The organism is uncultured Rikenella sp. (genome assembly GCF_948810725.1).
Taxonomy (GTDB): Bacteria; Bacteroidota; Bacteroidia; order Bacteroidales; family Rikenellaceae; genus Rikenella.
Window position 1 is genome coordinate 1 of record NZ_CAQIVA010000026.1, and the last position, 25,315, is coordinate 25,315.

General features: G+C 59.3%; 24 protein-coding genes and 2 tRNA genes. 17 read left to right on the forward strand and 9 right to left on the reverse strand.

The genetic code is table 11. From position 1 onward, the window contains the following. Positions 1-202 precede the first annotated feature (202 nt). The 3 genes from rnc to Q9S52_RS07415 form a co-directional block, all read right to left on the reverse strand. A complete protein-coding gene (rnc, locus tag Q9S52_RS07405; protein ID WP_300726731.1) occupies positions 203-934 on the reverse strand; it encodes a ribonuclease III in 732 nt (243 codons plus the stop codon). A gap of 96 nt (positions 935-1,030) precedes the next feature. Then, complete coding sequence (gene fabF, locus Q9S52_RS07410) at positions 1,031-2,299, reverse strand: beta-ketoacyl-ACP synthase II (protein ID WP_294593647.1); 1,269 nt, start codon at positions 2,297-2,299, stop codon at positions 1,031-1,033. Between the two features lie 162 nt (positions 2,300-2,461). Continuing rightward, positions 2,462-2,698 carry an acyl carrier protein gene (locus Q9S52_RS07415; protein WP_294593649.1) on the reverse strand — a complete coding sequence of 79 codons (237 nt, stop codon included), beginning with the start codon at positions 2,696-2,698 and terminating at the stop codon, positions 2,462-2,464. Positions 2,699-2,854: 156 nt separating this feature from the next. Here Q9S52_RS07415 and purN point away from each other — a divergent pair, with 156 nt between their 5' ends. The 3 genes from purN to Q9S52_RS07430 are packed head-to-tail and all read left to right on the forward strand — an operon-like array spanning position 2,855 to position 5,042. Continuing rightward, entirely contained in the window at positions 2,855-3,457 is a 603-nt protein-coding gene (gene purN / locus Q9S52_RS07420) for a phosphoribosylglycinamide formyltransferase (RefSeq protein WP_294593651.1), read from the forward strand. Between the two features lie 16 nt (positions 3,458-3,473). Next, positions 3,474-4,223 (forward strand): hypothetical protein, encoded by a 750-nt coding sequence (locus Q9S52_RS07425; protein WP_304708660.1) that lies wholly within the window; start codon positions 3,474-3,476, stop codon positions 4,221-4,223. Between the two features lie 36 nt (positions 4,224-4,259). Further along, positions 4,260-5,042: a UDP-2,3-diacylglucosamine diphosphatase gene (locus tag Q9S52_RS07430; RefSeq protein ID WP_304708661.1), complete on the forward strand. Its 783-nt coding sequence runs from the start codon at positions 4,260-4,262 to the stop codon at positions 5,040-5,042. A 23-nt stretch (positions 5,043-5,065) separates the two neighbouring features. Here Q9S52_RS07430 and Q9S52_RS07435 read toward each other — a convergent pair whose 3' ends face one another. Further along, entirely contained in the window at positions 5,066-6,289 is a 1,224-nt protein-coding gene (locus Q9S52_RS07435; RefSeq protein ID WP_297625130.1) for a DcaP family trimeric outer membrane transporter, read from the reverse strand. Between the two features lie 98 nt (positions 6,290-6,387). On the opposite strand from Q9S52_RS07435, the gene dnaG reads away from it, so the two are divergent. From dnaG to Q9S52_RS07490, 11 genes are all read left to right on the forward strand, one after another. Beyond that, on the forward strand, positions 6,388-8,427 hold the full coding sequence (dnaG, locus tag Q9S52_RS07440) for a DNA primase (RefSeq protein ID WP_304708662.1): 2,040 nt from the start codon (positions 6,388-6,390) through the stop codon (positions 8,425-8,427). Positions 8,428-8,544: 117 nt separating this feature from the next. Continuing rightward, positions 8,545-10,998: a bifunctional aspartate kinase/homoserine dehydrogenase I gene (thrA, locus tag Q9S52_RS07445; RefSeq protein WP_294593660.1), complete on the forward strand. Its 2,454-nt coding sequence runs from the start codon at positions 8,545-8,547 to the stop codon at positions 10,996-10,998. A gap of 49 nt (positions 10,999-11,047) precedes the next feature. Beyond that, positions 11,048-11,118 (forward strand) — tRNA-Gln (locus Q9S52_RS07450). Between the two features lie 81 nt (positions 11,119-11,199). Next, positions 11,200-11,270, forward strand: a tRNA-Gln gene (locus Q9S52_RS07455). A 207-nt stretch (positions 11,271-11,477) separates the two neighbouring features. Next, a complete protein-coding gene (locus Q9S52_RS07460; RefSeq protein ID WP_304708663.1) occupies positions 11,478-11,687 on the forward strand; it encodes a hypothetical protein in 210 nt (69 codons plus the stop codon). A 928-nt stretch (positions 11,688-12,615) separates the two neighbouring features. Then, positions 12,616-13,929 (forward strand): GDSL-type esterase/lipase family protein, encoded by a 1,314-nt coding sequence (locus Q9S52_RS07465; RefSeq protein WP_304708664.1) that lies wholly within the window; start codon positions 12,616-12,618, stop codon positions 13,927-13,929. Beyond that, entirely contained in the window at positions 13,910-15,397 is a 1,488-nt protein-coding gene (locus Q9S52_RS07470; RefSeq protein ID WP_304708665.1) for an MBOAT family protein, read from the forward strand. The genes Q9S52_RS07465 and Q9S52_RS07470 overlap by 20 nt, the downstream gene beginning before the upstream one ends. A 79-nt stretch (positions 15,398-15,476) precedes the next feature. After that, complete coding sequence (locus Q9S52_RS07475) at positions 15,477-15,632, forward strand: hypothetical protein (protein ID WP_304708666.1); 156 nt, start codon at positions 15,477-15,479, stop codon at positions 15,630-15,632. Between the two features lie 750 nt (positions 15,633-16,382). Beyond that, entirely contained in the window at positions 16,383-17,456 is a 1,074-nt protein-coding gene (locus tag Q9S52_RS07480; protein ID WP_304708667.1) for a GDP-L-fucose synthase, read from the forward strand. A gap of 94 nt (positions 17,457-17,550) precedes the next feature. Continuing rightward, the gene (locus Q9S52_RS07485) at positions 17,551-18,090 is read left to right on the forward strand and encodes a hypothetical protein (protein WP_304708668.1); all 540 of its coding nucleotides are present in this window, start codon (positions 17,551-17,553) and stop codon (positions 18,088-18,090) included. After that, positions 18,087-19,409 carry a UDP-glucose/GDP-mannose dehydrogenase family protein gene (locus Q9S52_RS07490; RefSeq protein WP_297625156.1) on the forward strand — a complete coding sequence of 441 codons (1,323 nt, stop codon included), beginning with the start codon at positions 18,087-18,089 and terminating at the stop codon, positions 19,407-19,409. Before Q9S52_RS07485 ends, Q9S52_RS07490 begins: the two co-directional genes overlap by 4 nt. A 60-nt stretch (positions 19,410-19,469) precedes the next feature. Here the strand turns inward: Q9S52_RS07490 and Q9S52_RS07495 are convergent, their stop codons facing one another. Then, positions 19,470-19,682: a hypothetical protein gene (locus Q9S52_RS07495; protein ID WP_304708669.1), complete on the reverse strand. Its 213-nt coding sequence runs from the start codon at positions 19,680-19,682 to the stop codon at positions 19,470-19,472. Between the two features lie 19 nt (positions 19,683-19,701). On the opposite strand from Q9S52_RS07495, the gene Q9S52_RS07500 reads away from it, so the two are divergent. Next, complete coding sequence (locus Q9S52_RS07500; protein ID WP_300828208.1) at positions 19,702-20,322, forward strand: riboflavin synthase; 621 nt, start codon at positions 19,702-19,704, stop codon at positions 20,320-20,322. A 320-nt stretch (positions 20,323-20,642) separates the two neighbouring features. Continuing rightward, a complete protein-coding gene (locus Q9S52_RS07505; protein WP_297832133.1) occupies positions 20,643-21,314 on the forward strand; it encodes a Crp/Fnr family transcriptional regulator in 672 nt (223 codons plus the stop codon). Positions 21,315-21,399: 85 nt separating this feature from the next. On the opposite strand, the gene Q9S52_RS07510 is transcribed toward Q9S52_RS07505, so the two are convergent. The 3 genes from Q9S52_RS07510 to Q9S52_RS07520 are packed head-to-tail and all read right to left on the reverse strand — an operon-like array spanning position 21,400 to position 23,695. Beyond that, positions 21,400-22,011: a ribonuclease HII gene (locus Q9S52_RS07510; protein ID WP_297832131.1), complete on the reverse strand. Its 612-nt coding sequence runs from the start codon at positions 22,009-22,011 to the stop codon at positions 21,400-21,402. Positions 22,012-22,069: 58 nt separating this feature from the next. Then, positions 22,070-22,594 (reverse strand): TlpA disulfide reductase family protein, encoded by a 525-nt coding sequence (locus Q9S52_RS07515; RefSeq protein ID WP_294594211.1) that lies wholly within the window; start codon positions 22,592-22,594, stop codon positions 22,070-22,072. A gap of 21 nt (positions 22,595-22,615) precedes the next feature. Continuing rightward, the gene (locus tag Q9S52_RS07520; protein WP_304708670.1) at positions 22,616-23,695 is read right to left on the reverse strand and encodes a TlpA disulfide reductase family protein; all 1,080 of its coding nucleotides are present in this window, start codon (positions 23,693-23,695) and stop codon (positions 22,616-22,618) included. Between the two features lie 48 nt (positions 23,696-23,743). Here Q9S52_RS07520 and Q9S52_RS07525 point away from each other — a divergent pair, with 48 nt between their 5' ends. Next, positions 23,744-23,902: a hypothetical protein gene (locus tag Q9S52_RS07525; protein WP_298080674.1), complete on the forward strand. Its 159-nt coding sequence runs from the start codon at positions 23,744-23,746 to the stop codon at positions 23,900-23,902. An 865-nt stretch (positions 23,903-24,767) separates the two neighbouring features. On the opposite strand, the gene Q9S52_RS07530 is transcribed toward Q9S52_RS07525, so the two are convergent. Next, positions 24,768-25,315: S4 domain-containing protein (locus Q9S52_RS07530; protein WP_304708671.1), on the reverse strand; the 548-nt coding region annotated here is incomplete at its 5' end.

Genomic DNA, 25,315 nt, shown 5'->3' on the forward strand with positions numbered 1-25,315 from the left:
ATTCAAACGCGAAACACGCGTTTGAATGATTTCCTTCTCCAGCAGTCGCGCGCGGTCGAGCTTTGCCCCGCCTTGAACTGTTCCTTTTGTGAACAAAAGGAACCGAAAAAACTTTCAAGGATGCTGCGCATCCTAAAGCTGCCGACGGCCTTAACCAAGGCGGCAGCCTCGGCCCAACCCTTTACTTTAATAATCTGTTCCACTAACCTCCGATGCCGAGCTGCTTGTAAGCATCGTGTGCCGCGAGCTGTTCCGCCTCCTTTTTGGAGCGGCCGTCACCATAGCCCGCTTTCTCGCCGTCGATCCAAAGCTCAGACTCGAAATGGGGAGTCAGTTCGACGTGATCGGCACACTCCCGACTGCGAAACGCGATATTTCGGTGATGCTTCTGCCCCCACTCGATCATCCGACTCTTGAAATCTTTTTCGGTCTGCTCCAGCGCCTCCAAATCCACGTGGCGCGCGAACACCGACTCGATCAGCACCCGTCCCGTGGTCTCGTATCCCCGATCTAAATAGAGCGCACCGACCAACGCTTCGAACGCGTCACCGTAGATGTTGTTCCGGCTCGCCACTAAGCTCGACGGGTGAGCGACGATCACGTCGTCGAGACCCAGCTCCAACGCCACCCGATTCAGCGTCTCGCGACTCACCATCCGCGAACGCAACTTGCTCAGAAATCCTTCGTTGGCCTCCGGATACTCGATAAAGAGAAGTTCCGACACCACCGCCTCGATCACCGCGTCGCCCAGAAATTCCAGACGTTCGTTATTGACCGTCCGACCGTCGTCCACCGTAACCGATGCGGAACGGTGCACCAAAGCCAGTTTGTAGAGCTCCACGTTGTTCGGAACGATGCCGAAGATGCGTCGTATCAGGCGATAATAGAGCCGGTCGGAGGATGAAGGCCGGCGAAAAAGACGATGCCAGATCATGAGGTGTATTGATGAAAAGAGCCCGGGCTGTCGCACGAAAAGCGCGACAGCCCGGACGAAATGTTAAGAGAAGCGGGTTTCCACGCAATCGGAAAACTACCGCACTTTTTTGAAAATCACGGTCGAGTTGTGCCCCCCGAAACCGAACGTATTGCTCAACGCGCAATTGATCTCCCGCCGCTGTGCCTTACCCAGCGTGAGGTTGATTTTCGGATCGATATGCGGATCGAGTTCGGTCACGTTAATGGTCGGCGGCACGATCCCCTTGTCGATGGCCATGATACAAGCCAGCGCCTCGATAGCCGCAGCGCCGCCCAAAAGGTGCCCGGTCATCGATTTGGTCGAACTGATGTTCATGTCGTAGATATGCTCCCCGAAAACGGTCTGGATCCCGGTGAGTTCCGGCCCGTCGCCCGCCGGGGTCGAAGTCCCGTGGGTATTGATATAGTCCACCTCTTCGGCAGCAATCCCCGCGTCTTTCAAGGCTTCGCGCATGGCGCGCGCAGCGCCCGAGCCTTCCGGATGCGGAGCGGTCAGGTGGTAAGCGTCCGCGCTCATCCCCCCGCCGACCACTTCGGCATAAATTTTCGCGCCACGGGCCTTGGCGTGTTCATACTCTTCGAGCACCAGAGCCCCTGCGCCTTCGCCCATCACGAAGCCGTCGCGACCCGTGTCGTACGGCCGCGAAGCGGTAGCCGGGTCGTCATTTCTGGTAGAGAGCGCCTGCATGGCGTTGAATCCTCCGATCCCCGCCTGATTGATAGCGGCTTCCGAGCCTCCCGATACGATGACGTCGGCTTTCCCCCACCGAATGAGGTTCAGGGCGTCGATAAAGGCATGGTTAGACGACGAGCAAGCCGAAACCGTACAGTAGTTGGGCCCGCGGAACCCGTATTTCATCGAGATATGCCCTGCGGCGATATCCGCGATCATTTTCGGGATGAAGAACGGGTTGTATTTCGGCGTCCCGTCGCCGTGGGCGTAGTTCATGACTTCGTTGAAGAAGGTCTCGATGCCGCCGATCCCCGAAGCCCAAACGACCCCTACCTGATCCAAGTCGATAGCGTCGATCGCTTTCCCTTCGGCATCGGTGAGCCCCGCATCTCCGAGCGCCTCTTTGGCTGCGACCAGCGCGAACTGGGTGAATCGGTCGTATTTGCGGGCCTCTTTGCGGTCGAAGTGTTCGTTGGGATCGAACCCTTTGACTTCGCAGGCGAATTGGGTTTTGAATTTCGAAGCGTCGAAATGGGTGATCGGAGCGGCTCCGCTGACCCCTTTTTCGAGGTTCTCGAAGTATTCTGCGGCGTTGTTCCCCAGCGGGTTGATCGTTCCGATACCCGTTACTACTACTCGTCTCAAGTTCATAAAGGATTTAAGTTGAATGGGAGTGATCCGACCGAAAGACGGCGGGCTACGTGCGAAAGCGACCGGCGCCGCGGTTCGGGTCAAAACAGAGACTGTTCCGAACGCTATATTGCTAAAGTGTCCGAAACAGTCTTATACTGAGTCTACAACCGAATCGGTCGCTTAGTTCTTTTTGCCTTCGATGTAGGTAATGGCGTCACCCACGGTAGCGATCTTTTCAGCGTCTTCGTCCGGAATCGAGATTTCGAATTCTTTTTCGAATTCCATGATCAGTTCGACGGTGTCCAGCGAATCGGCGCCCAGATCGTTGGTGAAGCTGGCGGTAGGAACCGCTTCCGAAGCATCCACGCCGAGTTTATCGACGATGATTTCGACTACTTTTGAAGAGATTTCAGACATAGTGTTCTTAATTTAGGTTTGACAATCTAAGTGCGTGTTTTCGGATCGAAATGTTGTCCCGACGCAGGACAAAAGTATGGTTTTTTTCTGAAATTCGGGCGGCGGGTCTGTTTTTTTTGTACTTTTATTTGCCGAATTCAACACAAACGACTCATTATGATTAACATAGCGATTTTCGCATCCGGTTCGGGGACGAATGCGGAGGCGATCATGCGGCATTTCGAAGGTTCGACGCGGGGGCGGGTGGCTTTGCTGCTCTCGAACCGCGAGGATGCCTACGCTTTGAAACGGGCCGAGGGGTTCGGGGTGCCGACGGCGGTCTTCACGCGCGAGGAGTTCGGCGAACCGGGGGGACGGGTGGCATCGTTATTGCAGGAACACGGGATCGACTTTATCGTCCTGGCGGGTTTTCTGTGGCTGGTGCCTCACTATCTGACGGATGCCTATGCGGGACGGATCGTGAACATCCATCCGGCGCTGCTGCCGAAGTTCGGCGGGCGGGGGATGTACGGCGACCGGGTGCACCGCGCGGTGATCGAGGCGGGAGAACGGGAGTCGGGCATCACGATCCACTGGGTCAACGAACGGTACGACAGCGGGGACACGATTTTCCAGGCCACGGTGGCGGTGGACGCCGACGACACGGCGGAGACGCTTGCCGCGAAAATTCATGTGCTGGAGCACCGCCACTTTCCGACGGTGATCGAAGAGACCATCGCCGGTTTGCCGCCGATCGACACAAAACAGAACACCAAATAAGCTGACCGAGACAGAGATGGATTCCGTGACAACCATATTGCGCCGTTACCTGCTGCAACACCTTCCGGTGACGCTGGAGGGGGTGGGGACGTTGCGGACTTTGCGCAGCGGGGCCCAGTTCGCGACCGGGCGTCGGCTCGATCCGCCGCGGCGGATGCCGGAGCTGGTGCCGGAGGGAGAGCCGTTGACGGACGACGAGGGGGGATATACGGAGGGGGTGCCGTTCGTGGAGATCATCGCGGCGGAGCTGGCCGTAGACCTGGCGACGGCGGCGGCATGGGAGGAGGAGTGGCGCGCCTCAGCCTGCGCGGAGGCCCGGGCACAAGGGCTGGCCGAGGGGTCGATGTGGCTCGACGGGGTCGGGACGATCGCCCTGCGCGAGACGGAGGGTTACGACGGCTATCTGCAACGCACGGCGGAGTTCTATCCCGATCCGGAGTTTCTGGAGCTGCTCAATCCGCTGCCGACGGAGCCGCTGGTGCTGCCTGTGGGGCGGTGGCTGGCGGACGGCAACGGGACGGCGGCGGAGACGGAGGCTGCCTACGCCCCAGGCGGGTATGACCGGAGGCGGAGCCAGAGGCGTCCGGGGCCGGGACGACACGGCGGCGGACGGCGGGGGCCGAGAGTGGCGCCGCCGAGGGAACGGAATCCGCACAATTACACCGTCTCGTTTTTGGCGGTATTGATCGCTCTGGGGGCGTTGGGATATGTCTGCTATTACGTGTGGACCTACACCGACTGGCTGAGCGACTTGCTGCCGCGGTAACGCGACATCGGACTCGTCCGACTATCTTCATTTTTTATGGCTTACTATTTCGCATCCGACGTCCATCTGGGACTCTCCTACCGCGACGAAGATCCGCGGGAGCGGGAGCGGCTGTTCGTGGCGTGGCTCGATGCGATCGAAGCGGACTGCGAAGGGCTTTTTCTGGCGGGCGACATTTTCGACTTCTGGTTCGAATACCGGCGGGTGGTGCCCAAAGGTTTCGCACGGACGCTGGGCCGGCTGGCGGCGTTCTGCGACCAGGGGATACCGGTACACTTTTTTGTCGGCAACCACGACTTGTGGATCGGCGACTACTTTGCGACCGAGATCGGCATGACGGTGCATACGACTCCGGAGGTGTTCGAACTGTACGGAAAACGGATTTTCGTGGCGCACGGCGACGGGCTGGGGAAGAGCGGCGACTGGAAATACACCGTACTGCGCCGGATTTTCCACTGCCGGTGGCTGAGGCGGGTGGCGGCGGCGGGGCTCCATCCGAACACGATGATGCGTTTCGGACGGTGGTGGTCGTCGCACAACCGGCACGGGAGGACGGAGGGGGTGGCGCACGTTTTCCGGGGCGAAGAGGAGCCGATCGTGCGCTTTGCGCGGGTCTACGCCGCGGATCATCCGGAGACGGATTATCTCGTCTGCGGGCATATCCACACACCGATCATACATCGGCTGGGAAGCAGATGCGAGGTGGTGATACTGGGCGAGTGGATTGAACGACCGGCTTATGCCCGGCTGTCGCAAACGACGGAGGGAGACGGGGTTCGGATGGAGCTCGTCGCATGGCCGACGGGCGGTTCTCTATAATATCTTTATTCCCGAGACTTACTTTAGAATTTGAAGCGGGCCAGCAGCGTAACGCGGTGGTTCTGCGAATTTTCGTACCGTTCCGTCGGCCGGTAGTGCGCGTCGAACGCCCGGCCCCACGAAGCGAGACTGTACATATACTCCAGCCCGAACGAGAGCTGTTTGTAGTGGTACCACAGGCGCGGCGAGAGCCGGAAATACCAGTCGATCCCCTTGTCCGGAATCTCCGCCTCAGCCAGGTCGATCTCTCGGCCCGACCCTAAATTCTTCGTCCAGCCGGTCAGCAGGCCCGGCTGCCAGCCCTTCATGATCTTCGTTTCGAATCCGAGCCACATGGCGATCGTCTGCGTGGTCGTATAACCGTAATCCGTCTCGCCGCGCTCCACATCCCTCAACCGCGGCCCGTATCCCCCCAGCATGCTGAGCGTGGAGAGATCTTCGCCCCACATCGCGAAAGCGGTCAGTTTGTGTCCCCCGCCGAACGTATAGAGCCCGAAAATCGAGGCATTGAAAGCCGCCACCCGCCGGTGCGTCCGGATCGAATCCTCCGTCAGGTTGCGCGGCCGGATCGACTTCACGGCTCCACTGACACTCACCTTCGTCCGGTTGTCGCCGACCGACAGCCGCAGGGCGAAATCGGGCACCAGCCCATAGGCCTGCGCCTCGCCCTCCTTGCCGGTATAAAAGCCCGCCGCCGCGCTCAACCGAACGATTTCGCCCAACTTCCGGGAATACCGGATTTGCGGGATACGCGACTGGGGATTGAGCGGCGTTCCGGCTCCGTGCGCCACCGTGTTCGGGAAGACCTCCTCCGGCACCGACAGGTTGTTGGTCTGGCCGATCATCAGCTGGCTCCGCTCCCAATTCAACGAGATATAAGCATGCCGCAGCCGCAGCACGCCGATGTTGCTGCCCGACCCCATGAAGTCGGTTTCGACGTATCCGGCAGCCTCTCCGCCGAGGATGTCGGCCGCCGTGGCGGTGAAACGCAGCCGCGAATTGGCCACCCCGAACCGCAACGAATTTTCCCGGTGCAGATCCTGCCCCTGCGCGTTGTATTCCGGCGCGAGCGGGAAGTAATAGAAAATGCCGCTGTTCGAGGCTTTCGAGGTGTACGAGTCATGGAACAGCTGGGCATCGATGCGCCCCCCGAACTTGAATTTCACCCGTTTTTCAGTGCTGTCGGCAGCCCGGACGCAAGCGATGCCCAGCAGGATCGAAATAAAAACGGCAAGGATTCGTTTCATGCTTCGGAAGAGATTGAGAATCGGGTGCAAAAATAATATTTCCCGGAAAAAGAGCGACACGCCGACCGAAGCCTAAAAACCGTAACTTTGTTCCCGTTATGATCGACCGCCAGACCGTAGACCGAATTTTCGCCGCCGCAGACATCGTGGATGTGGTGAGCGACTTCGTGACCCTGAAGAAGAAAGGGGTCAACTACCAGGCCTGCTGTCCGTTCCACAACGAAAAGACCCCCTCGTTCGTCGTCTCGCCCTCCAAAGGGCTCTACAAATGCTTTGGGTGCGGCAAGGGGGGCAACGCCATCAGCTTCGTGATGGAGCACGAGGGACTGAGCTACGTCGAAGCCCTGAAGTGGGTGGCCAAGAAATACGGCATCGAAGTCCGCGAGAAGGAGCAGACCCCCGAAGAGCGCCAGCGCAACGACGACCGCGAGAGCATGATGGTCGTCACCTCGTGGGCCAACCAGTACTTCGAGTCCCAGCTGCGGACGCCGGAGGGGGAGAGCATCGGCGTGAGCTACTTCCGCGAACGGGGGTTTACCGACGCCACGATCGCGAAGTTCCAGCTCGGCTATTGCCCCTCCAAGGGCGACGCCATGACCCGGGCCGCGCTGAGCGAGGGGTATCAGGAATCCTTTCTGGTGGGCACGGGGCTCACCATCAAACGGGAGGCAGCCAACGGCGGGGGATACTACGACCGTTTTTGCGGACGGGTGATGTTTCCCGTCCATTCGCTCTCGGGGCGCGTGATCGCGTTCGGCGGGCGGACGCTGCGGACGGACAAGAAGGTCGCCAAATACCTCAACTCGCCCGAGAGCGAAATCTATCACAAGAGCAACACCCTCTACGGCATCTACTTCGCCAAGAAGGCCATCACGCAGTTCAACCGCTGTATCCTGGTCGAGGGTTACACCGACGTGCTTCAGATGCACCAGTCGGGAGTCGAGAACGTCGTGGCCTCGTCCGGGACGTCGCTCACGGTGGAGCAGATCAAGCTCATCAAGCGGTTCACCAAGAATGTGACGGTCATCTACGACGGCGACGCGGCGGGGATCAAAGCCTCGATGCGGGGGATCGACATGATTCTGCGCGAGGGGCTGACCGTGCGGTGCGTGCTGCTGCCGGAGGGCGAAGACCCGGACTCTTTCGCCCGGGCGCACAACGCCACGGAGCTGCAAGCCTATATCGAGGAGCAGGAAGAGGACTTCATCTCGTTCAAGACCCGGATTCTGCTGGGCGACGCGGCCGAAGACCCGATCAAGCGGGCGGAGGTGATCTCCAGCGTGGTGGAGTCGATCGCCACGATTCCGGAGGCGATCACGCGGTCGGTCTTCATCCGGGAGTGCGCGCGGAAGCTCGAAATCGACGAAGACATCCTGATTCGCGAGGTCGCAAAAAAACGGGTCACGATGGTGGACGGTCAGGCGGGGCGCGAGGTGGCGGAGAACCAGCGGCGCAAGGAGCAGTTTCTGCAACGGCAGGAGAGCGATCCGACCGCCGCGCCGTCCTATTCGCCGGAGGGGCCGTTCACCGAACCGACGGCGCCGGTCGATCTCGCCCCGAAGCTCAGCTTCGCCGAACAGGGGCTCAACCGCGAGCTGGAGCAGTTGGAACGGGAGTTGGTGGGCTACCTGCTCAAATACGGCGGCGAGAACTTCGACTTCGAGATGTCGCCTACGGAAATCGTCTCGTTGAGTGTGGCGGAGACCATCATCGGCGACCTGGAGCTCGACCGCATCGAGATGCACAGCCCGCTGTGCCGGCAGATTTACGAAGAGTACATCCGGATCTACCGCGAGGAGAAGCGGGCGCCGGAGGTGAACCGTTTCATCAACCACCCTTCGGCCGACGTGGCGTCACTCGTGGTGGATCTGCTGACCGAAGAGGAGACCTATGCCCCGAGCCGGATGTGGGAGCGCTACGAAATCCGCGTCTCCACCGAGCGCGAGCGGCTCGGCGAGGCCATACCCAAGGCGATCACGATCTATAAATCGAAAGTGGTCTGCTCGATCATCGCCTCGCTCCAGAAGGAGCTGCTCGGCATCCAGACCATGGAGGAGGCGCAGGAGATCATGCAACGCCTCGGCGCGCTGAACGAACTGCGGAAAAGCATCTACGAAAAATACCTCCGCACCGTCTGATTCCGGAGCGGCCCTCCCCTTCTTTTTTCCGCCCGCATCGCCTCCGGATGGCTGATATTTCCGGCAAAATGTCTATCTTGCGCGTTTCAACCACCGAACGAAAATCAGAGACAGGCGATGAAAGTCTTCAAATTCGGCGGCACCTCCGTAGGTTCGGCCGCCGGTCTGCAAAATATCCGGGAGATCATCGGCCGGGAGCCGGGCCGCGTAGCGGTCGTAGTCTCCGCCCTGGGCGGCATCACCGACCTCCTGTTAGCGACGGGCGCGGCGGCGGCCCAAGCCGATCCGACCTATCGCGACCAGTACGAAACCATCTGCCGCCGGCACCGGGAGGCGATCGCCGAGAGCGTGCCGACGCATTTGCAGGCAGAGACCTCGACACAGGTCGAAGCGCTGCTCGAAGAGCTCGGAAACATCCTCCGCGGCATCTTCCTCATCCAAGATCTCTCGCCCAAAACGACCAACACCGTCGTCGGCTACGGCGAACGGCTCAGCTCGCTGATCGTCAGCCGGATCATCGACGGCGCCGTGCTGCGCGACGCGCGCGCTTTCATCAAGACCGAACCCTACTTCAACAAGCATATCGTCGACTTCACCCTCACCAATGAACTGGTGCGCTCCACTTTTGCGGACGATGCGCGGGTGAGCGTCGTGCCGGGCTTCATCTCGTCGGACAAGACCACCGGCGAGGCGACCACGCTGGGACGCGGCGGTTCGGACTACACGGCGGCCATTATCGCGGCGGCGGTGGGGGCCGAGGCGCTCAACATCTACACCGACGTGGACGGTTTCATGACGGCCGACCCGCGGGTGATCGACAAGGCCTACCTGATCGAATCGCTGACCTTCGTCGAGGCGATGGAGCTCTGCAACTTCGGCGCGAAGGTCATCTACCCGCCGACGATCTTCCCGGCTTACAACCGGAATATCCCGATTTATATTCGCAACACTTACCGGACGGAGTGTCCGGGAACTTACATCTCCCGCGAGGTGACCGTCCCGGTGGCCGGGCGGGGCGACATACACAAGGCGATCAAAGGGATTTCATCGATCAACGACAGCTGCCTGCTGACCATCCGCGGGCTGGGGATGTGCGGCGTGATCGGCGTCAACTACCGGATATTCAAGGCGCTGGCGAAGGCGGGGGTGAGCGTCTTCATGGTCTCTCAGGCATCGAGCGAGAACACCACCTCGATCGGCGTCCGGCGCGACGACGCGGAGCGGGCCCGGGAGGTGCTCAGCACCGAATTCGCCCAGGAGATCGCCACAGGTGAGATCGACGAGATCATGCTGGAGTGCGACCTCGCGACGGTAGCGATCGTCGGCGAGAACATGCGCCACTGTCCGGGGATCGCCGGCAAGCTGTTCGGGACGCTCGGACGGAACGGGATCAACGTCATCGCCTGCGCACAGGGGGCCAGCGAGACCAACATCTCGTTCGTCGTCAAGGTCGAGAGCCTGCGGAAGACGCTGAACGTCATTCACGACTCGTTTTTTCTGTCGGAGTATCAGGTGCTGAACCTCTTTCTGACCGGCGTAGGACTCGTAGGAGGCTCGCTGATCGAGCAGATTCGCTCGCAGCAGGAGGAGCTGTTGCGAACGAATGCCCTGAAGATAAACGTCGTAGGTATTTCGAACTCGCGGCGCAGCATTTTCGACCGCGAGGGGATCGACCTGTCGCAGTATCGCGAACGGCTGGAGACAGAAGGCATTCCCACCACGCCGCAGACCATCCGTGACCGGATCGCGGAGATGAACATCTTCAACTCGGTCTTCGTCGACTGCACGGCCAGCCCGGAGGTGGCGGAAATCTACGGGGATCTGTTGGGACACAACGTTTCGGTGGTGACGGCCAACAAAATCGCCGCATCGTCGGCTTACGACCACTATGCGGCGCTGAAAAACACAGCCCGGACGCGGGGCGTCAAGTTCCTTTTTGAGACCAACGTGGGGGCGGGGCTGCCGATTATCAACACGATCAACGATCTGCGACACAGCGGGGATACGATTCTGGGACTTCGGGCGGTGCTGAGCGGGACGCTGAACTACATCTTCAACGTCCTGTCGGAAGAGGTTCCCTTCAGCCGGGCGGTGGCGATGGCCAAGGAGGCGGGCTATGCCGAGCCCGACCCGCGGATCGACCTCAGCGGGACGGACGTGGTGCGCAAGCTGGTGATTCTGGCCCGCGAATCGGGCTACGCGGTGGAACAGGCGGATGTGGTGAAAAACCTGTTCGTTCCGGCCTCGATCTTCGAGGGTTCGACGGAAGATTTCTGGGCCAAGGTGCCGCAACTGGACGAGGAGTTCGAACGTCAGCGGCGCGTGCTGGCGGCAGAGGGGAAACGGTGGCGGTTCGTGGCGTCGATGGAGAACGGCCGCTGTTCGGTAGGGCTCGAAACGGTCGAGGCGGGACATCCGTTCTATGACCTGGAGGGTAGCAACAACATCATCCTGATCCGGACGACGCGCTACGACGAGTATCCGCTCCAGATCAAAGGGTACGGCGCGGGGGCTTCGGTGACGGCGGCGGGGGTCTTCGCAGACATTATGTCGATCGCCAACATTCGATAATTTGGCGGTTTCACAGAAAAACGCTACTTTTGCCGTGCGAAAGCGGTTCTGACCCATGGTGTAATGGTAACACAGCAGATTTTGGTTCTGTCGTTCCAGGTTCGAGTCCTGGTGGGTCAACACTTTTTTTGCAGATTTTGTTGCTGGTTTCGATCAGACGCATTAAATTTGCAGCGAATCCTCCTTTGAAAGGGATTTTATTGACCCGTGGTGTAATGGTAACACTACAGATTCTGGTTCTGTCTTTCTGGGTTCGAATCCTAGCGGGTCAACACGCCTGATCAGGCCGACGGCATCCTATTTAGCGGTAGGATGCCTTTTTTGTTGCCTGACGGCAGAAGTATTTTCGTTCTTTGTTTTCAGAAGGCGGTCACGAACAGGCATATCGTGTTTGAGGTCGAGAGGGGGACTGAGGTAATCGAGAGTAAAGGCGGCTGTTCTTGGGACAGAAACTCAGGGAAGTAGGCGGCCCGGTTCGAGTGCCGAGCGGCACCGCCCCGGGCTTCCGCGATTCAGGCCACCATGGGCGGTTAGGCGGACTAATAAGTGTCAGCAACAACGGGTTCAGCTGGTCTCTGGCCACGAGCAGCATCGATGGCCTGTATTTGGACTTCGGCATGACGGCACTCAACCCCAGCAACGCAAGCAGCCGTGCCTACGGTTTTCAGTTGCGTTGCCTCTCGGAATAAACGCCGCGGGCCCGCGGTGAGCAATGGGCTGGAGCTACCCTAACTGACTTGACTTTGGCGGCCGGAGCCAGCGGGGCCCAAACGAGCATCGCGAGTTGCGGCCCTACGCCGGAAGTGGCTCCGGCCCGCGCGACTCTATGAGTCGCAGGAACTCGGCCCCATTTACTGATCATGTCTGTCAGGTCCGGGCTGCGCGCTCCCCGGGTGGGCCGAAGGCCCAGCGCGCAGGCCCGGCGGTTCTACGAACCGCAATAGCAACATTTTCTTTATTACCCCAATCCGTTGGGTTCGTCTTCGGCGCGCCCCCACGCGCCGCTATAGCGTCGCTCTCGCCGAGGACGGCGATTCTACGAATCGCGCTATTCGCTCTCAGACTAAAGCACTACCCAAAGTACGGCCAACAAGTTCAGCCCAATCCACAGCCCAAATCTCGGCCCCAAGCTCGGCCCGGCGCAGCGGGAAAACCGCAATCGGTTTTCCCGCCTGAAGAACAGGCACGGCCTAAAGCTCGCCCCAGTTCTCCGCCCCCGTGTCGGACTCACTGCGGCTCCGCTGTCGCTCCGCCGCGTTTTCCGTCGCCCGCTGGGATTTCATCCCGATTTTGCTCACCGCAAAACGAGTGAAATCCCTCTTAAGGCGGGCGGGCGACAGAACTTTGCGCGGAATCGAACTTTTTCGCGCGCCTTGCGCGATTCATTCTATTTCGGCTAACCGCCGAAATGATTGAATCGCTTCTTTAGGCGTGGCGCGCGTCTGTCCTTACAAGAGGGTACTGCCCTTACACCGGGCAGGCGGTGCCTCCCGGCACTCGGAAGGGGCAGCCTCTACCCCAAGGCAGCTTCAGCCCCAGACTCGTTCACACGAACAACCTGAAACGCACAGGCCCTGCCGCCTTGAAAACATAACCGAATTTTAAGTGTCGAAACAGATGCTAAAGTATATCATTTACAGCGTACTCGCAGCCGTAATCGCCCTGAGCAGTTGCGGCGCTGAAAAACGTCAGGAACAACAGGAAACAGAAATCGTTCCCTCCGACTCGGTGTTTATCGCCTCCTACTCCTTTGTCGATACCGCCGCCGACACCTTGTGCGACCCGGCCGATCACCTCGCCGCTTTTTATAGTAAACTCAGGCGACTCGATCCCCTGCGTTTTCCCGTCTCCGACACCGCTGACACGACGGCCGAAGAGGCCATCCGTCGTGTCAATATCATCCAGTTCGGCGACTCGCACATCCAGGGCGGCGTGATTCCCGACGTCATTATGCGCCACCTCCACGCCCGATTCGGAAACGCCGGACGAGGCATGATCGTCCCCCACAAACTCGGCGGCAGCAACGAACCCCGCGACTACGCCATCCGACCCGTTTCGGGTGCCTGCGGCGAATGGAGCTGCGCCCGCATCATCCAGGGGAAAGGAGCCAGCCAGCCGATCGGCATCACCGGCATCGCCGTCCAGAGCTCGCGCGCCGAGAACAAACTCCTGCTCTGCGCCCTGCCCACCAAAGACACCCTCGACTACAGTTTCAACAAAGTCCGGATCTTTCACGGGAAATACGCCCCGATCATCGAAGCGCCCGACAGCCTCTCGGCCGGAATCGGAACCCCGGACATTATCTACGACTTCAACACCGACATCGACCTCGTCTCGAACGTCGACTCCCTCGAACTGCACACCTACGCCGACGGAAAATTCGCCCACGGGCCCATCTACGGTTTTTCGCTGGAAAACGGCCGTAACGGCATCCTCTACCACGCCATGGGAGTCAACAGCGCCTGCTTCCTGCACTGGGGCAAGCAGGAAGAGGTCGTGCGCCAGAGCATAGCGCTGGAACCCGACCTGATCATCCTCTCGATGGGCTCGAACGAAGCCGCCGGCAGCAACTTCAACGACGACGTCTTCTACCGCGAAGTGGATCGGTTCGTCTCGCCGCTGCGCACCGCCAATCCCGAAGCCGCCATCCTGCTGACCGCCCCCGTACAGGCATTCAAAAAAGGGGAGCCCAACGCCAATTTCGGTCGCATCAGCCGCACCCTGCGGCGCTATGCCGAAGAACAGGGCGTCGCCTTCATCGACCTCTACGCCGCTACCGGCGGCGAAGGATCGGCATACAACTGGGCCGACCACAACCTCATGGCCCGCGACAAGATACACTACACCGCCGAAGGATACCGCATACAGGGCCTTCTGATTTACAACGCACTTTACAACGGATACATCGGTCATGGCTCCACAGCTCAGTAACCTCCTCGACCTGCTGAAATACAATCCCGCCGAACCGCTGCTCTTCACCAGCGGTCTGTTTCTCTTTCTGTTTCTGGGATTCACCTGCTTCTACGGATTCATGCGCCGGGCCGTCACCCTGCGGATCGTCTACGTCACCCTCTTCTCGCTCTACTTCTACTACAAGACCAGCGGCATCTTCTTCCTGCTGTTGATGTTCACCGCCACGAGCGACTTCTTCATCGGCCACTTCATCGCCACCTCGCGGCGGAGGGGAAGCCGGCGGGCGTGGGTGGCTCTGAGCGTCTGCATCAACCTCGGGATGCTGGGCTACTTCAAGTACACCAACTTCCTGATCGATATCGTCAACAACTTCCTGGCCGATCCGCTCGAATTCCAGAACATCTTCCTGCCGATCGGGATATCGTTCTTCACCTTCCAGTCGATGAGCTACATCATCGACCTCTACCGGGGCAAAGTACGGCCGCTGCACCGGTGGATCGACTACCTGTTCTACATCTCGTTCTTCCCGCAGTTAGTCGCCGGGCCGATCGTCCGGGCCCGCGACTTCATTCCGCAGATCCACCAGCGTCCGCTGACCGTCAGCCGGGCCCAGTTCGGCGAAGGAGTATGGCTGATTCTGTGCGGGTTGTTCAAGAAAGCGGTGATTTCGGACTTCATCAGCCTCAATTTCGTAGACCGGATTTTCGACAACCCGATGCTCTACACGGGGCTCGAAAACCTGATGGGCGTATTGGGCTATGCCATGCAGATCTACTGCGACTTCTCGGGCTACTCGGATATGGCCATAGGGATCGCGCTGCTGCTCGGTTTCCGGTTCAACGCGAACTTCAACTCGCCGTACAAGTCGGCCACCATCACGGAGTTCTGGCGGCGGTGGCACATCTCGCTTTCGACCTGGCTGAAAGACTATCTCTACATCTCGCTGGGCGGGAACCGCAAGGGGCGGCTGCGGACTTACGCGAACCTGATGATCACGATGCTGCTCGGCGGGTTGTGGCACGGGGCGGCGATGCGTTTCGTCATGTGGGGCGGGCTGCACGGCGCGGGACTGGCGGGCCATAAACTGACGATGCACCTCGCGCCGGGCTTCCGACCGACGGGGGCCGATATGCCGCGCTGGCGCAGGGTGATCGGCATTCTCCTGACGTTCAGCTTCGTCTGTGCGACCTGGGTCTTCTTCCGGGCGGAGTCGATGGAGGTGGCCGGACAAATCTTCTCGCAAATCTTCACGGCGTTCCACCCGGAAATCTTCTGGGACTTCGTGGCTGGTTACAAGTGGGTGTTGCTGCTGATGGGGATCGGCTACGTGCTCCACTTCACGAGCGACCGGCTCGAACAGCGGACTTTGCAAGCGGTACAGCGTCTGCCGATCGTGGTGTATGCCCTGATGACGACGGGTCTGATCTGGCTGATCGCCCAGTTGAGCAGCGGAGACATACAGCCGTTCATCTACTTCCAGTTCTGACAATTATCGTTCTTTCGATTCTTTTCGCACGCGCTGACACCGTGCCGCTCCGGGCTACCGCGGCTGTAGCGAGGACGAATTGTGGTACGTCGGCAGCCACGGGTACAGCTGGGCGTGTACGCCGGTGACGGGCGACGGCACGGTGCGGTATCTGGCTTCGGAACCGAAGATGTTCAATCCCAGCTACGCGAGCAGCCGCGGCTACGGTCTCCAGTTGCGTTGCCTCTCGGAATAAACGGGAAAGGCATGGGCGGTGTGGGTAAGGGGCTGAGACTATCCTACCCTCTTGGGCGGGCCGAAGACTGCGGGGCCCACGGCAACGTCAGTTGCGGGCCTCCGCTGCGGGAGGCTGCGGCCCGCGCGGCTCTTTGAGCCGCAGGAGCTCGGCTCATTCATCGCCCTATTCTCAGAAGTTCGTCCTCGGCGCGCCCCCCTCGCGCCGTAAAGCATCTCCCTCCCCCCCGAGGACGGCGATTCCTCACGGAATCGCGCTATTTGCTCTTGGTTAAAGCGGGTCGAAGCCTGCGGGGCCCACAGCAACGTCAGTTGCGGGCCTCCGCGGTCGGAGGCTTCGGCCCGCGCGACTCTGCGAGTCGCAGAAGCTCGGCCCAGCGCGGCGCGAAAACCGGCTACGGTTTTCGCGCCCGAAGAACAGTTGCAGCCCAAAACTCGCCCCAGCTCTCCGCCCCGTGTTCGCTTCACTGCGGCTCCGCTTTCGCTCCGCCGCGTTTTCGCGCGCCTTGCGCGATTCATTCTCTTTCGGCTCGCCGCTGAAATAGTTGAATCGCTCCTTTAGGCGGCGGCGCGCGTCTAGGCACTGCCCCGGCTGGTATTGTTCTTTTTGTGAACAAAAGGAACCGAAAAAACTTTAGACGGATGCTGACGCATCCTCATGCTGCCGGCAGCCCAAACCAATTCACCACCGAAGCCTCAACAAGACACCCTGCAACAAAAAGATTCCCCTATCACATAAACCTCCTACGACATGGAAAAAGACTCCAAAATATACGTCGCCGGCCATCGCGGTCTGGTCGGTTCCGCCATCTGGCGCGGCTTGGAAAAACAAGGCTATAACCGGTTGATCGGCCGCACCCACGCCCAACTCGACCTCACCGACCAACGCGCCGTAGAGCAGTTTCTCGAAACCGAAAAACCCGAATACATCTTTCTCGCCGCCGCACACGTCGGAGGAATCATGGCCAACTCCCTCTACCGGGCCGACTTCATCTGGCACAACCTCCAGATCCAGAACAACGTCATCGCCGCAGCCTGGAGACACCGCGTGAAGAAACTCCTTTTTCTCGGCTCCACCTGCATCTACCCCCGCGACGCGCCTCAACCCATGCCCGAAGAGTGCCTCCTCGCCTCACCGTTGGAGTACACCAACGAACCCTACGCCATCGCCAAGATCGCCGGGTTGAAGATGTGCGAAAGCTTCAACCTCCAGTACGGCACCGACTTCATCGCCGTGATGCCCACCAACCTGTACGGCCCCGAAGACAACTTCGACCTCGAAACCAGCCACGTGCTGCCCGCCCTGTTGCGGAAGATGCACCTCGCAGCAGCTCTGATGCGAGGCGACTGGGCGACCATTCGTCAGGACTTCGACCGCCGCCCGGTCGAAGGCATCGACGGGACAGCCTCCGAGCCTCAGTTATTGGAAAAGCTCGAAAAATACGGCATTACCCCCGGCACCATGACCATCTGGGGCAGCGGGACACCCCTCCGAGAGTTCCTCTGGAGCGAAGACATGGCCGCCGCCTGCATCTACGTGATGGAACACGTCGGTTTCCGCGACCTGGCCGCCGGAAAAGGGACAGAAATCCGGAACTGCCACCTCAACATCGGCACCGGCAGCGAACTCACCATCGCCTCGCTCGTGCGGCTCATCGCCGACACCGTGGGATACACCGGCGAAATCCGTTTCGATGCCTCGAAGCCCGACGGCACACCCCGCAAGTTGACCGATCCGTCCCGTCTGCACGCCCTCGGTTGGCACCACTCGGTCGAAATCGACGACGGCATCCGGAGACTCTACGACTGGTATTGCAAACAGTAGTCGGATATTTCCCGAAAAATGCGGATATTTGTAACGGGGCCCGAGCGGCCCCTGTGAGACATGAAGCTAACCAAACAAAATTCGTAAGAACCCTATGAAAAAGAAAATCTTAAGCGTGCTGGCCGTCTTGGCTGCCGGCTTCATAGCGCTGACCTCCTGTCAGGAAGAGAAACCCTACTCGTTTTATCAGATCGGCCCTAACTTTATCGGCATAGAAATTCTGTCTCCAGAACAGATCGAAGCCTTGCCCGACAGCGAGAAAGACAAATACGCCGTAATGAACTATCTCACCGGCTGGTTGATCAATCAGGACTTCGTGCGAACGGGCATGCTCGGCAAACCGATCATCATCGAAGGCGCCGACGAAGCCGAAAACGACCGGCAGGCCAGTGTGATTTATGACAACAAAGTGTCGGACTTGCAGAAAGAAAACCTGGAAAAAGTACTTGAAACGGCACAAACCGCAACCGGGAACAACGAGTCGGAACTGGTGATCTCCACCTCCGGTCAAATCACATTTTCATATGATTTGACCAAGGGATCTAACGGGCCGAGCACCATTCGGAGCACCCTCTTTACCGTCGACTACGCACCGCTCAGCACCCCGTCAGAACCGCAGGAACCCGAATTATGAAGATAGCGATTGTCGGAACCGGTTATGTCGGTCTGGTGACCGGCACCTGTTTTGCCGAACTGGGCGTCGACGTGACCTGCGTGGACACCGACGCCTCGAAAATCGAACGGTTGCAGCAAGGGATCATCCCGATCTACGAGCCCAATCTGGAGCAACTGGTCGAAAAGAACCACAAAGCCGGAAGGCTCCACTTCACCACCTCGCTGGAATCGGTGTTGCCGGAGGTGGAGATCGTCTTTTCGGCCGTCGGGACGCCTCCGGACGAGGACGGAAGCGCCGATTTGCGCTACGTGCTTCAGGTGGCTGAAACCATCGGCCGGCACATCGACCGGTATGTGCTGGTCGTGACCAAATCGACCGTTCCCGTGGGGACGGCGGCCAAAGTGCGCGCCACGATTCAGGGCGAACTGGATAAGCGAGGCGTGCAAATTCCGTTCGACGTCGCCTCCAACCCGGAATTTCTCAAGGAAGGGAATGCCATCGAAGATTTCATCCGGCCCGACCGCGTGGTCGTGGGCACCGACTCGGAACGGGCCCGGGAATTGATGACACGACTCTACAAACCGATGTTACTCAACAACTTCCGGGTGATGTTCATGGACATCCCGTCGGCCGAGATGACCAAATATGCGGCCAACGCGATGCTGGCCACGCGAATCAGTTTCATCAACGACGTGGCGGCCTTGTGCCATGCGGTGGGGGCCGACGTCAATATGGTTCGCAAGGGGATCGGCGCAGACAGCCGGATCGGGAACAAATTCCTCTATCCGGGGTGCGGCTACGGGGGCTCGTGCTTCCCGAAAGACGTCAAAGCATTGATCCACAGCGCGGCACAGAACGGCTGCCGCATGGAGGTCTTGGAGGCTGTGGAGCGGGTGAACGAGCGGCAGAAACGGATTCTGTTCGAAAAACTGGTCGGCCATTTCGGCAGCGCCGAAGCGTTGCGCGGACGGCGGATCGCGTTGTGGGGACTGGCTTTCAAGCCGGGCACGGACGACATGCGCGAGGCACCGGCGCTGGTGCTGATCGAACAGCTGCGGGAGGCGGGAGCCGAGGTCGTGGCCTACGACCCGATTGCGATGACCGAAGCGAAACGCCGGGTCGGTGATGCGATCGCATATGCTTCGGACGCTTACGGCGCGGTGCTGGATGCCGATGCGCTGGTCTTGCTGACGGAGTGGAAAGAGTTTCGGCTGCCGAACTGGGAGGTGGTCGGACGGGCCATGCGCGGGAAGGTGGTGGTGGACGGTCGCAACATCTTCGACCGGAACGAGCTGCGGAACCAAGGCTTTGCCTACTACGGCATCGGCGTTTTGTAATAGAGACTACCGGTTACTTGGGGTGGTTCCAGCCAGCCTTCGAGTGCCTCTCGTCCCCGTTTATTCCGAGAGGCAACGCAACGGAAAACCGTAGCTGCGACCATTCACGTGGACGGGAAAAAGCCCGTCCATACGGAAATACAAATGCAAACAATTGCTCTCGATGGCCGCAGACGAATAACTGTACCCATACGCGCCGACAAAATACAAGGTGCCGGAGTTCGTTCCGTGGAGGAAGCCCGGGGCGGGGTACCGGCAAAAACACCGAACCAAAAAAATTATTCAGAACACTATGTTTTCAGGAATCGTACAAAGCACGGGAACCGTCGTGCGGCTGGAGCCCGACCACGACAATCTGCATATCACCCTCGAAGCCGATCTGGCACCGGAATTGCACATCGATCAGAGCGTGGCCCACAACGGCGTTTGCCTGACCGTCGTGGCCGTCGATCCGGAAAAACGGACCTATACCGTAACGGCGATTCGCGAGACGCTCGAAAAGAGCAACCTGGGCGACCTGAAGGTGGGCGACCCGGTCAATCTCGAACGGAGCATGCGGATGGATGCCCTGCTGGACGGACATATCGTACAGGGACATGTCGACACCACGGGCGTTTGCCGCACGGTGGAATTCGCCGACGGGAGCTGGTACTATACGTTCGACTACGACGCCCCGGAACGTTTGCGGAAAGCGGGCTACGTAACGGTCGAAAAGGGCTCGATAGCGGTCAACGGAGTGAGTCTGACGGTCGTTAACTCGCGTCCGGACGGCTTTCAGGTGGCGATCATCCCTTACACGCACGAACACACCAATTTCCACCGGATAGAACCGAACACGCGGGTGAACCTCGAATTCGATATCATCGGAAAATATGTGGCTCGCCTGCTGGGAACGGCAGAACCTGAAAAATAATTTTTATAGCTGGTACTTTGTGCCGGATAGAACCGTACCTTTCTTGAAAGAAAGGTACCCAAAGAACTTTCGTGATAGCTACGCTATGCCTCAGGCTCCGCAGTCCTCAGTCTCTGCGATTGCTTTTGGGTCGGGGTTGTAGCGCGACCAAAGTTTGGCTCGCATTAACGCGCTACAACTTCCGGCCCAAAGAAGAGTCCAAGAACCTGGCCGCCGGCAGCTGGAGGATGCGTCAGCATCCGTCTAAAGTCTTTTTGGTTCTTTTTCTGAAGAAAAAGAACAGCACCATACAGGGCAAAGACAGATAAAACTTATTGATTATGTTTCCCATTTTGCAAGAATCGCCCCTTTTCCGCGGTTTAGACGAACAGACCATCACCGACCTGCTGTCCCGCTCCGCCTACACCACCGAGACCTATGCCGAAAACGCCCCCATCGCCCGGCGAGACACCGCTTACTCCGGCCTGATGATTATCCTGCGCGGTTCCGTGCGCGGCGAAGTGACCGACGCCGTCGGCCGGAGACGCGTAATCGACAACATCCCCGCCCCGCAGCTCATCGCCCCCGCGTTTCTGTTCGGCGGCTACAACCGGCTTCCGATCGACGTGACCGCCAATGAAAACGACACCGAAATCATGACCCTCCACCGAGGCGCCCTGTTCGAAATGATGCAGGAAAACACCGTCGTGCTGTCGAACTTCATCGACATCATCTCGAACCGGGCCAACTACTTCTCGCGGAAGATCTACGCCCTCTCCGTCCTGATGCTGACCGAGAAAGTGGCGGCGTTATTGCTCTCCTCCGTGTCGGCCAGCGAGGGAGAGACCGTCCCCCTTCGGTTTGAAAAGATGGCCGACGAACTGGACATCACCCGGAATGCCCTGGAACAGACCTTGGGTGAACTCGCCAAGCGCGGCACCATCGAGCTGGCGGAAAATGCGATCGTGATTCGCAACCGCCGGGCTCTGGAAGCGATGGTAGCACCGCAATAGAGGCTTTTCCATCGCCTCGATACGCCTTTCGCCCCGGACTCTGCGCTTATTGTGCCGCAGAGTCCGGGGCGAAGTGTACCTATCTTTACTCTCCAAATAGCGGAAACCGACGACAGAACGTTCGTCGGTGATAAGGCGACAGACCATGCCGCAAAATAGCCTCCCGATGCAACTCCGTCGGATAGCCCTTGTTCCGATCCCAACCGTAGACCGGATATTCCTCGTGCAGGCGCAACATATAGTCGTCCCGCCAAGTCTTGGCCAGCACCGAAGCCGCCGCAATCGGCGCCAGTTTCGCATCCCCCTTGACCACACACTCGTAAGGAATCAGCAACCGTCCCGGTCGGAACCGATTGCCGTCCACCAGAAGCCGTTCCGGTTCGACACCCGCCGGCAACCGTTCCTGCAACTGGGCGAACGCCCGCCGCATCGCCCGGAACGAGGCATTCAGGATATTGATTTCGTCGATCTCGGCCGCCGACACCTCCCCTACTCCCCACGCCACCGCTTCACGCTCGATCACCTCGCGCACCGCATACCGATCGCGCTCGGTCATCTTCTTCGAGTCGTCGAGCCGATCGTCCCGGAAATCGGCCGGCAACAGCACCGCTCCGGCGAATACCGAACCGGCCAACGGCCCCCGTCCCGCCTCGTCGAGCCCCACCTCGACCCCTCCGTACAGACTCAATGCCAGCATAGCCTCAAAAATAGCTCAAATAAGCCACAAAAATCCAGCAGCAATAGGAGCCCTCAATCTATCGTACCGGTGCAAAATAAGGCTCCATTTCGGCCTGAAAACGATCGAGTTTAAAGCCACTCCACATCCGCACGATCCGCCCCTCCTTCGGCTCCACCAGCACGAAGGTCGGATAGAGACCGATCCCGTACGGCACCGCCGCCCCTTCGTTCAACAATTTACCGTCCGAAAGATTGGGCCACGCAAACGGTTTCCGGTATTTGTACATCTCCATCCAGCCGGCGTGGTTGTCGCTCAGCATCACCCCGACCACCGAGAGTTTGTCGGCATATTGCTTCGCATATTTGGCCACCTCCGGGAACGAGGCATGGCACCGCGGACAGTTCGAAGTCCAAAACAGCACCAACAGATACTTCCCCTCCTGCCCGACATAATCGGACAGATAGGAGTAGTTCCCGTCCGTGTCGTGCAACTCGACATCGTGGAATTTGTCGCCCACTTCGACCTTTTCCGTCGGCTCCTGCGCCGACACGGTGCCGGCTGCCAACAGCGCGAGCACTCCGAACAACCATCTTTTCATCATCTTCGTTGCGATTTATATGCGTTATTCTTTCTTTTTCAGATACGGTTCGACCATCCGATCCTGAAAATCCCCCTGCCCGGGGTACCAGCGTTCGACGATCGTCCCCTGCGGGTCGATCAGCACGTAGGTCGGCATCACATTCGTCCCGTAAAGCACCCCTGCGCCGGCATACGTTCCCATCCCGTCGGAAATGTGTTTCCACGGCAATTGTTGCCACTGAATGGCCCCGATCCACATCTCTTTTGAAACGTCGAGAGTAATGCCGACGATCTCCAGCCGATCGCCGTACTCGGCATAGAGTTTCTTCATCTCCGGGAAAGCGGCATAACATCCGCCGCATCCCGCGCTCCAGAGGTCGAGCAGTACATATTTCCCCCGCCCCGCATAGTCCGACAGTTTGCAAGCCACCCCGGCGGTATCGGCTCCCTCGAAATCGACGAACCGCTCGCCCACCTGCGGCTGGTGTGGCGGATTGATCGCCAGGGCAATCGCCCGCCCGTGCAGTGTAGCCCGGTTCTCCGGTGTCAGCCGGTCGTAGACCCATTGCAGTTTCTCTTTCGGCACCGCACCGACATGGACATAAAAGTTCAGGTTATCCAACATGGCCCGGGAGTTCGGATAACGGACATAGACCGGCCACAGCCGCTCCACGGATAGACGCCACACGGAGTCGCGATACTTCTCGTAGCCCTCGGCACTCTCGATCAGAGCCTCCAAGTCGGACAAGTCCACGTCCCGCATCTCCGCTTCGATCGCCTGTTCGGGTTCGTTGCTGGCCGCTTTCCACGGCCCGTCGACCGTACCGGTGATCTGTATTCGGGTGGTGTCGGTCATCCACAAACTGCCGGTGTACCGACCGGTGGAGGAGGAGATCGTCATTTTCGCCCTCTCGCCCGCGGGCAATGTCCCGGAAAAGGAAAATCGCCCGTCTCGGATGGTATCGGCATTGAAACTGACTCCGCTATTGTGCCAGATTCGAAAAATCCGGACTTTGACCGAATCTTTGTCGGCCACCCCAGTGATTCGGCCCTCGATTTTCCAGGCCGAGGCTGTGCCTCCTACGAACAAGGTCAGGAGTGTCAGAAAAAGGGATTTTTTCATGATTCAGATGTTTTATGTCGGCCCGTCCCGGGCTACCGCACCTACTCCTTGGGGGAGCTGGTCAACATCGGCAAATACGGGTTCAGCTGGTCTGCCGCGACGAGCGGTGTCACGGGGTTGGACTTGAGTTTCAGTTCACAGACTCTCAATATCCGCATTGCGGATCACCGCGGCCACGGTTTTCAGTTGCGGTGCCTCTTGGAATAAACGCACCCACAGGGTGTTTTACTGCCAGCCTCTACCCAAAAGCTACCCCAGTAACCGGCAGTCGCTATTTTCTTCCTTGTATTCTTGCGGCTCGCAGAGCCGCCCGGGCCGGAGCCACCCCAAGCGTAGGGCCGCAACTTCGCGAAGCTCGTTCGGCCCACGCTGGCTTCGGCCCGTATCATTCACGCTCTTGGATGAAGTGGGCTGGACGCCCGGGAGGTACTTTCATGGGGTAGAGGCGGCCAGTAAAAGACGCTGTGCGTCCCGCCCGTGGACAGGCGTCCGGCCCGCGCGGCTCGCAGAGCCGCAAGAGCACAGCCATTTTCTGTCAGGTTCGGCCTCGGCACGCCTTATTAAAGCAGTTCGCCGCCAGCGGAGAGCAGCAACGAGCTCCGACGAGTTGCAGCCCGCCGCGTGGGGTGGCGGCGGACTGCGCGGCTCTGTGAGCCGCAAAAGCTCGGCCAAAAGCACTACCCCATATCGGCCACACTGCGGCTCCGCTTGCGCTCCGCCGCTTTTTGCCGTCGCCCGCTGGGATCTCATCTCGATTTTGCTCACAGCAAAACGAGCGAAATCCCTCTTTAAGCGGGCGGGCGACGGACTTTTCGCGCGGGCCAAGTTTTTCGCACGTCGTTCTTTGTTCACGCGCCCTTATTCAAACGCGCACCACGCCGTTTGAATGATTTCCGTATCCAGCAGTCGCGCACGGGTCGAGCTCTGTCCCCGGATGGTACCGTTCTTTTTGTGAACAAAAAGAACCAAAAAAACTTTAGAGCGCATCCCTGCGGGATGCTCTGGCCGGGTATACCCGCAAGTTCAAACAAACTTTGTTGCGGCAGCCTCACCGCCCTCCGATCAACCGTTTCTACTTGACAATCAGGAGGAAATAATTCTTCTTCCCCTTCTGCACCAACAGAAACTTACCGGAAATAAGATCTTCAGTCGTCACCGGCTGTTCCGCATCCGTCACTTTCGTCCCGTTCAGCGAAATCCCGCCTCCCTGAACCAGCCGCCTCAGCTCGCCCTTGGAAGCAAATACCGACGCCTTCTCCGTGCAAAGCGCAGCAAACGGCACACCACTCGCAACAGCCAAATCCGCTGCCGAAATTTCGAACTGAGGCACCCCGTCGAATACCTCCAGAATCGTCCGCTCATCCGCCGCCTTCAATGCCTCGGCACCTCCGCCGAAAAGAATCGAGCTGGCAGCCACCGCACGTTCGTACTCTTCCCGCGAGTGGATCATCACCGTTAGCTCTTCGGCCAGCCGTTTCTGCAACTTCCGCAAGTGCGGCGCCTCGCGATGCTCCGCAATCAGACTCTCGACCGTCGCTTTGTCCAGCAGGGTGAATATCTTGATATACCGTTCCGCATCCTCGTCGCTCACATTGACCCAGAACTGGTAGAACTTATACG

Bases quoted from the DNA above. Each gene is read 5' to 3' on its own strand.
- dnaG (WP_304708662.1), top strand. From the start codon at position 6,388: ATGATCGACCGCCAGACCGTAGACCGAATTTTCGCCGCCGCAGACATC.
- Q9S52_RS07515 (WP_294594211.1), bottom strand. From the start codon at position 22,594: ATGATGAAAAGATGGTTGTTCGGAGTGCTCGCGCTGTTGGCAGCCGGC.
- Q9S52_RS07470 (WP_304708665.1), top strand. From the start codon at position 13,910: ATGGCTCCACAGCTCAGTAACCTCCTCGACCTGCTGAAATACAATCCC.
- Q9S52_RS07505 (WP_297832133.1), top strand. From the start codon at position 20,643: ATGTTTCCCATTTTGCAAGAATCGCCCCTTTTCCGCGGTTTAGACGAA.
- thrA (WP_294593660.1), top strand. From the start codon at position 8,545: ATGAAAGTCTTCAAATTCGGCGGCACCTCCGTAGGTTCGGCCGCCGGT.
- Q9S52_RS07480 (WP_304708667.1), top strand. From the start codon at position 16,383: ATGGAAAAAGACTCCAAAATATACGTCGCCGGCCATCGCGGTCTGGTC.
- Q9S52_RS07415 (WP_294593649.1), bottom strand. From the start codon at position 2,698: ATGTCTGAAATCTCTTCAAAAGTAGTCGAAATCATCGTCGATAAACTC.
- Q9S52_RS07425 (WP_304708660.1), top strand. From the start codon at position 3,474: ATGGATTCCGTGACAACCATATTGCGCCGTTACCTGCTGCAACACCTT.
- fabF (WP_294593647.1), bottom strand. From the start codon at position 2,299: ATGAACTTGAGACGAGTAGTAGTAACGGGTATCGGAACGATCAACCCG.
- rnc (WP_300726731.1), bottom strand. From the start codon at position 934: ATGATCTGGCATCGTCTTTTTCGCCGGCCTTCATCCTCCGACCGGCTC.
- Q9S52_RS07435 (WP_297625130.1), bottom strand. From the start codon at position 6,289: ATGAAACGAATCCTTGCCGTTTTTATTTCGATCCTGCTGGGCATCGCT.
- Q9S52_RS07430 (WP_304708661.1), top strand. From the start codon at position 4,260: ATGGCTTACTATTTCGCATCCGACGTCCATCTGGGACTCTCCTACCGC.
- Q9S52_RS07490 (WP_297625156.1), top strand. From the start codon at position 18,087: ATGAAGATAGCGATTGTCGGAACCGGTTATGTCGGTCTGGTGACCGGC.
- Q9S52_RS07465 (WP_304708664.1), top strand. From the start codon at position 12,616: ATGCTAAAGTATATCATTTACAGCGTACTCGCAGCCGTAATCGCCCTG.
- Q9S52_RS07510 (WP_297832131.1), bottom strand. From the start codon at position 22,011: ATGCTGGCATTGAGTCTGTACGGAGGGGTCGAGGTGGGGCTCGACGAG.
- Q9S52_RS07520 (WP_304708670.1), bottom strand. From the start codon at position 23,695: ATGAAAAAATCCCTTTTTCTGACACTCCTGACCTTGTTCGTAGGAGGC.
- Q9S52_RS07485 (WP_304708668.1), top strand. From the start codon at position 17,551: ATGAAAAAGAAAATCTTAAGCGTGCTGGCCGTCTTGGCTGCCGGCTTC.
- purN (WP_294593651.1), top strand. From the start codon at position 2,855: ATGATTAACATAGCGATTTTCGCATCCGGTTCGGGGACGAATGCGGAG.
- Q9S52_RS07500 (WP_300828208.1), top strand. From the start codon at position 19,702: ATGTTTTCAGGAATCGTACAAAGCACGGGAACCGTCGTGCGGCTGGAG.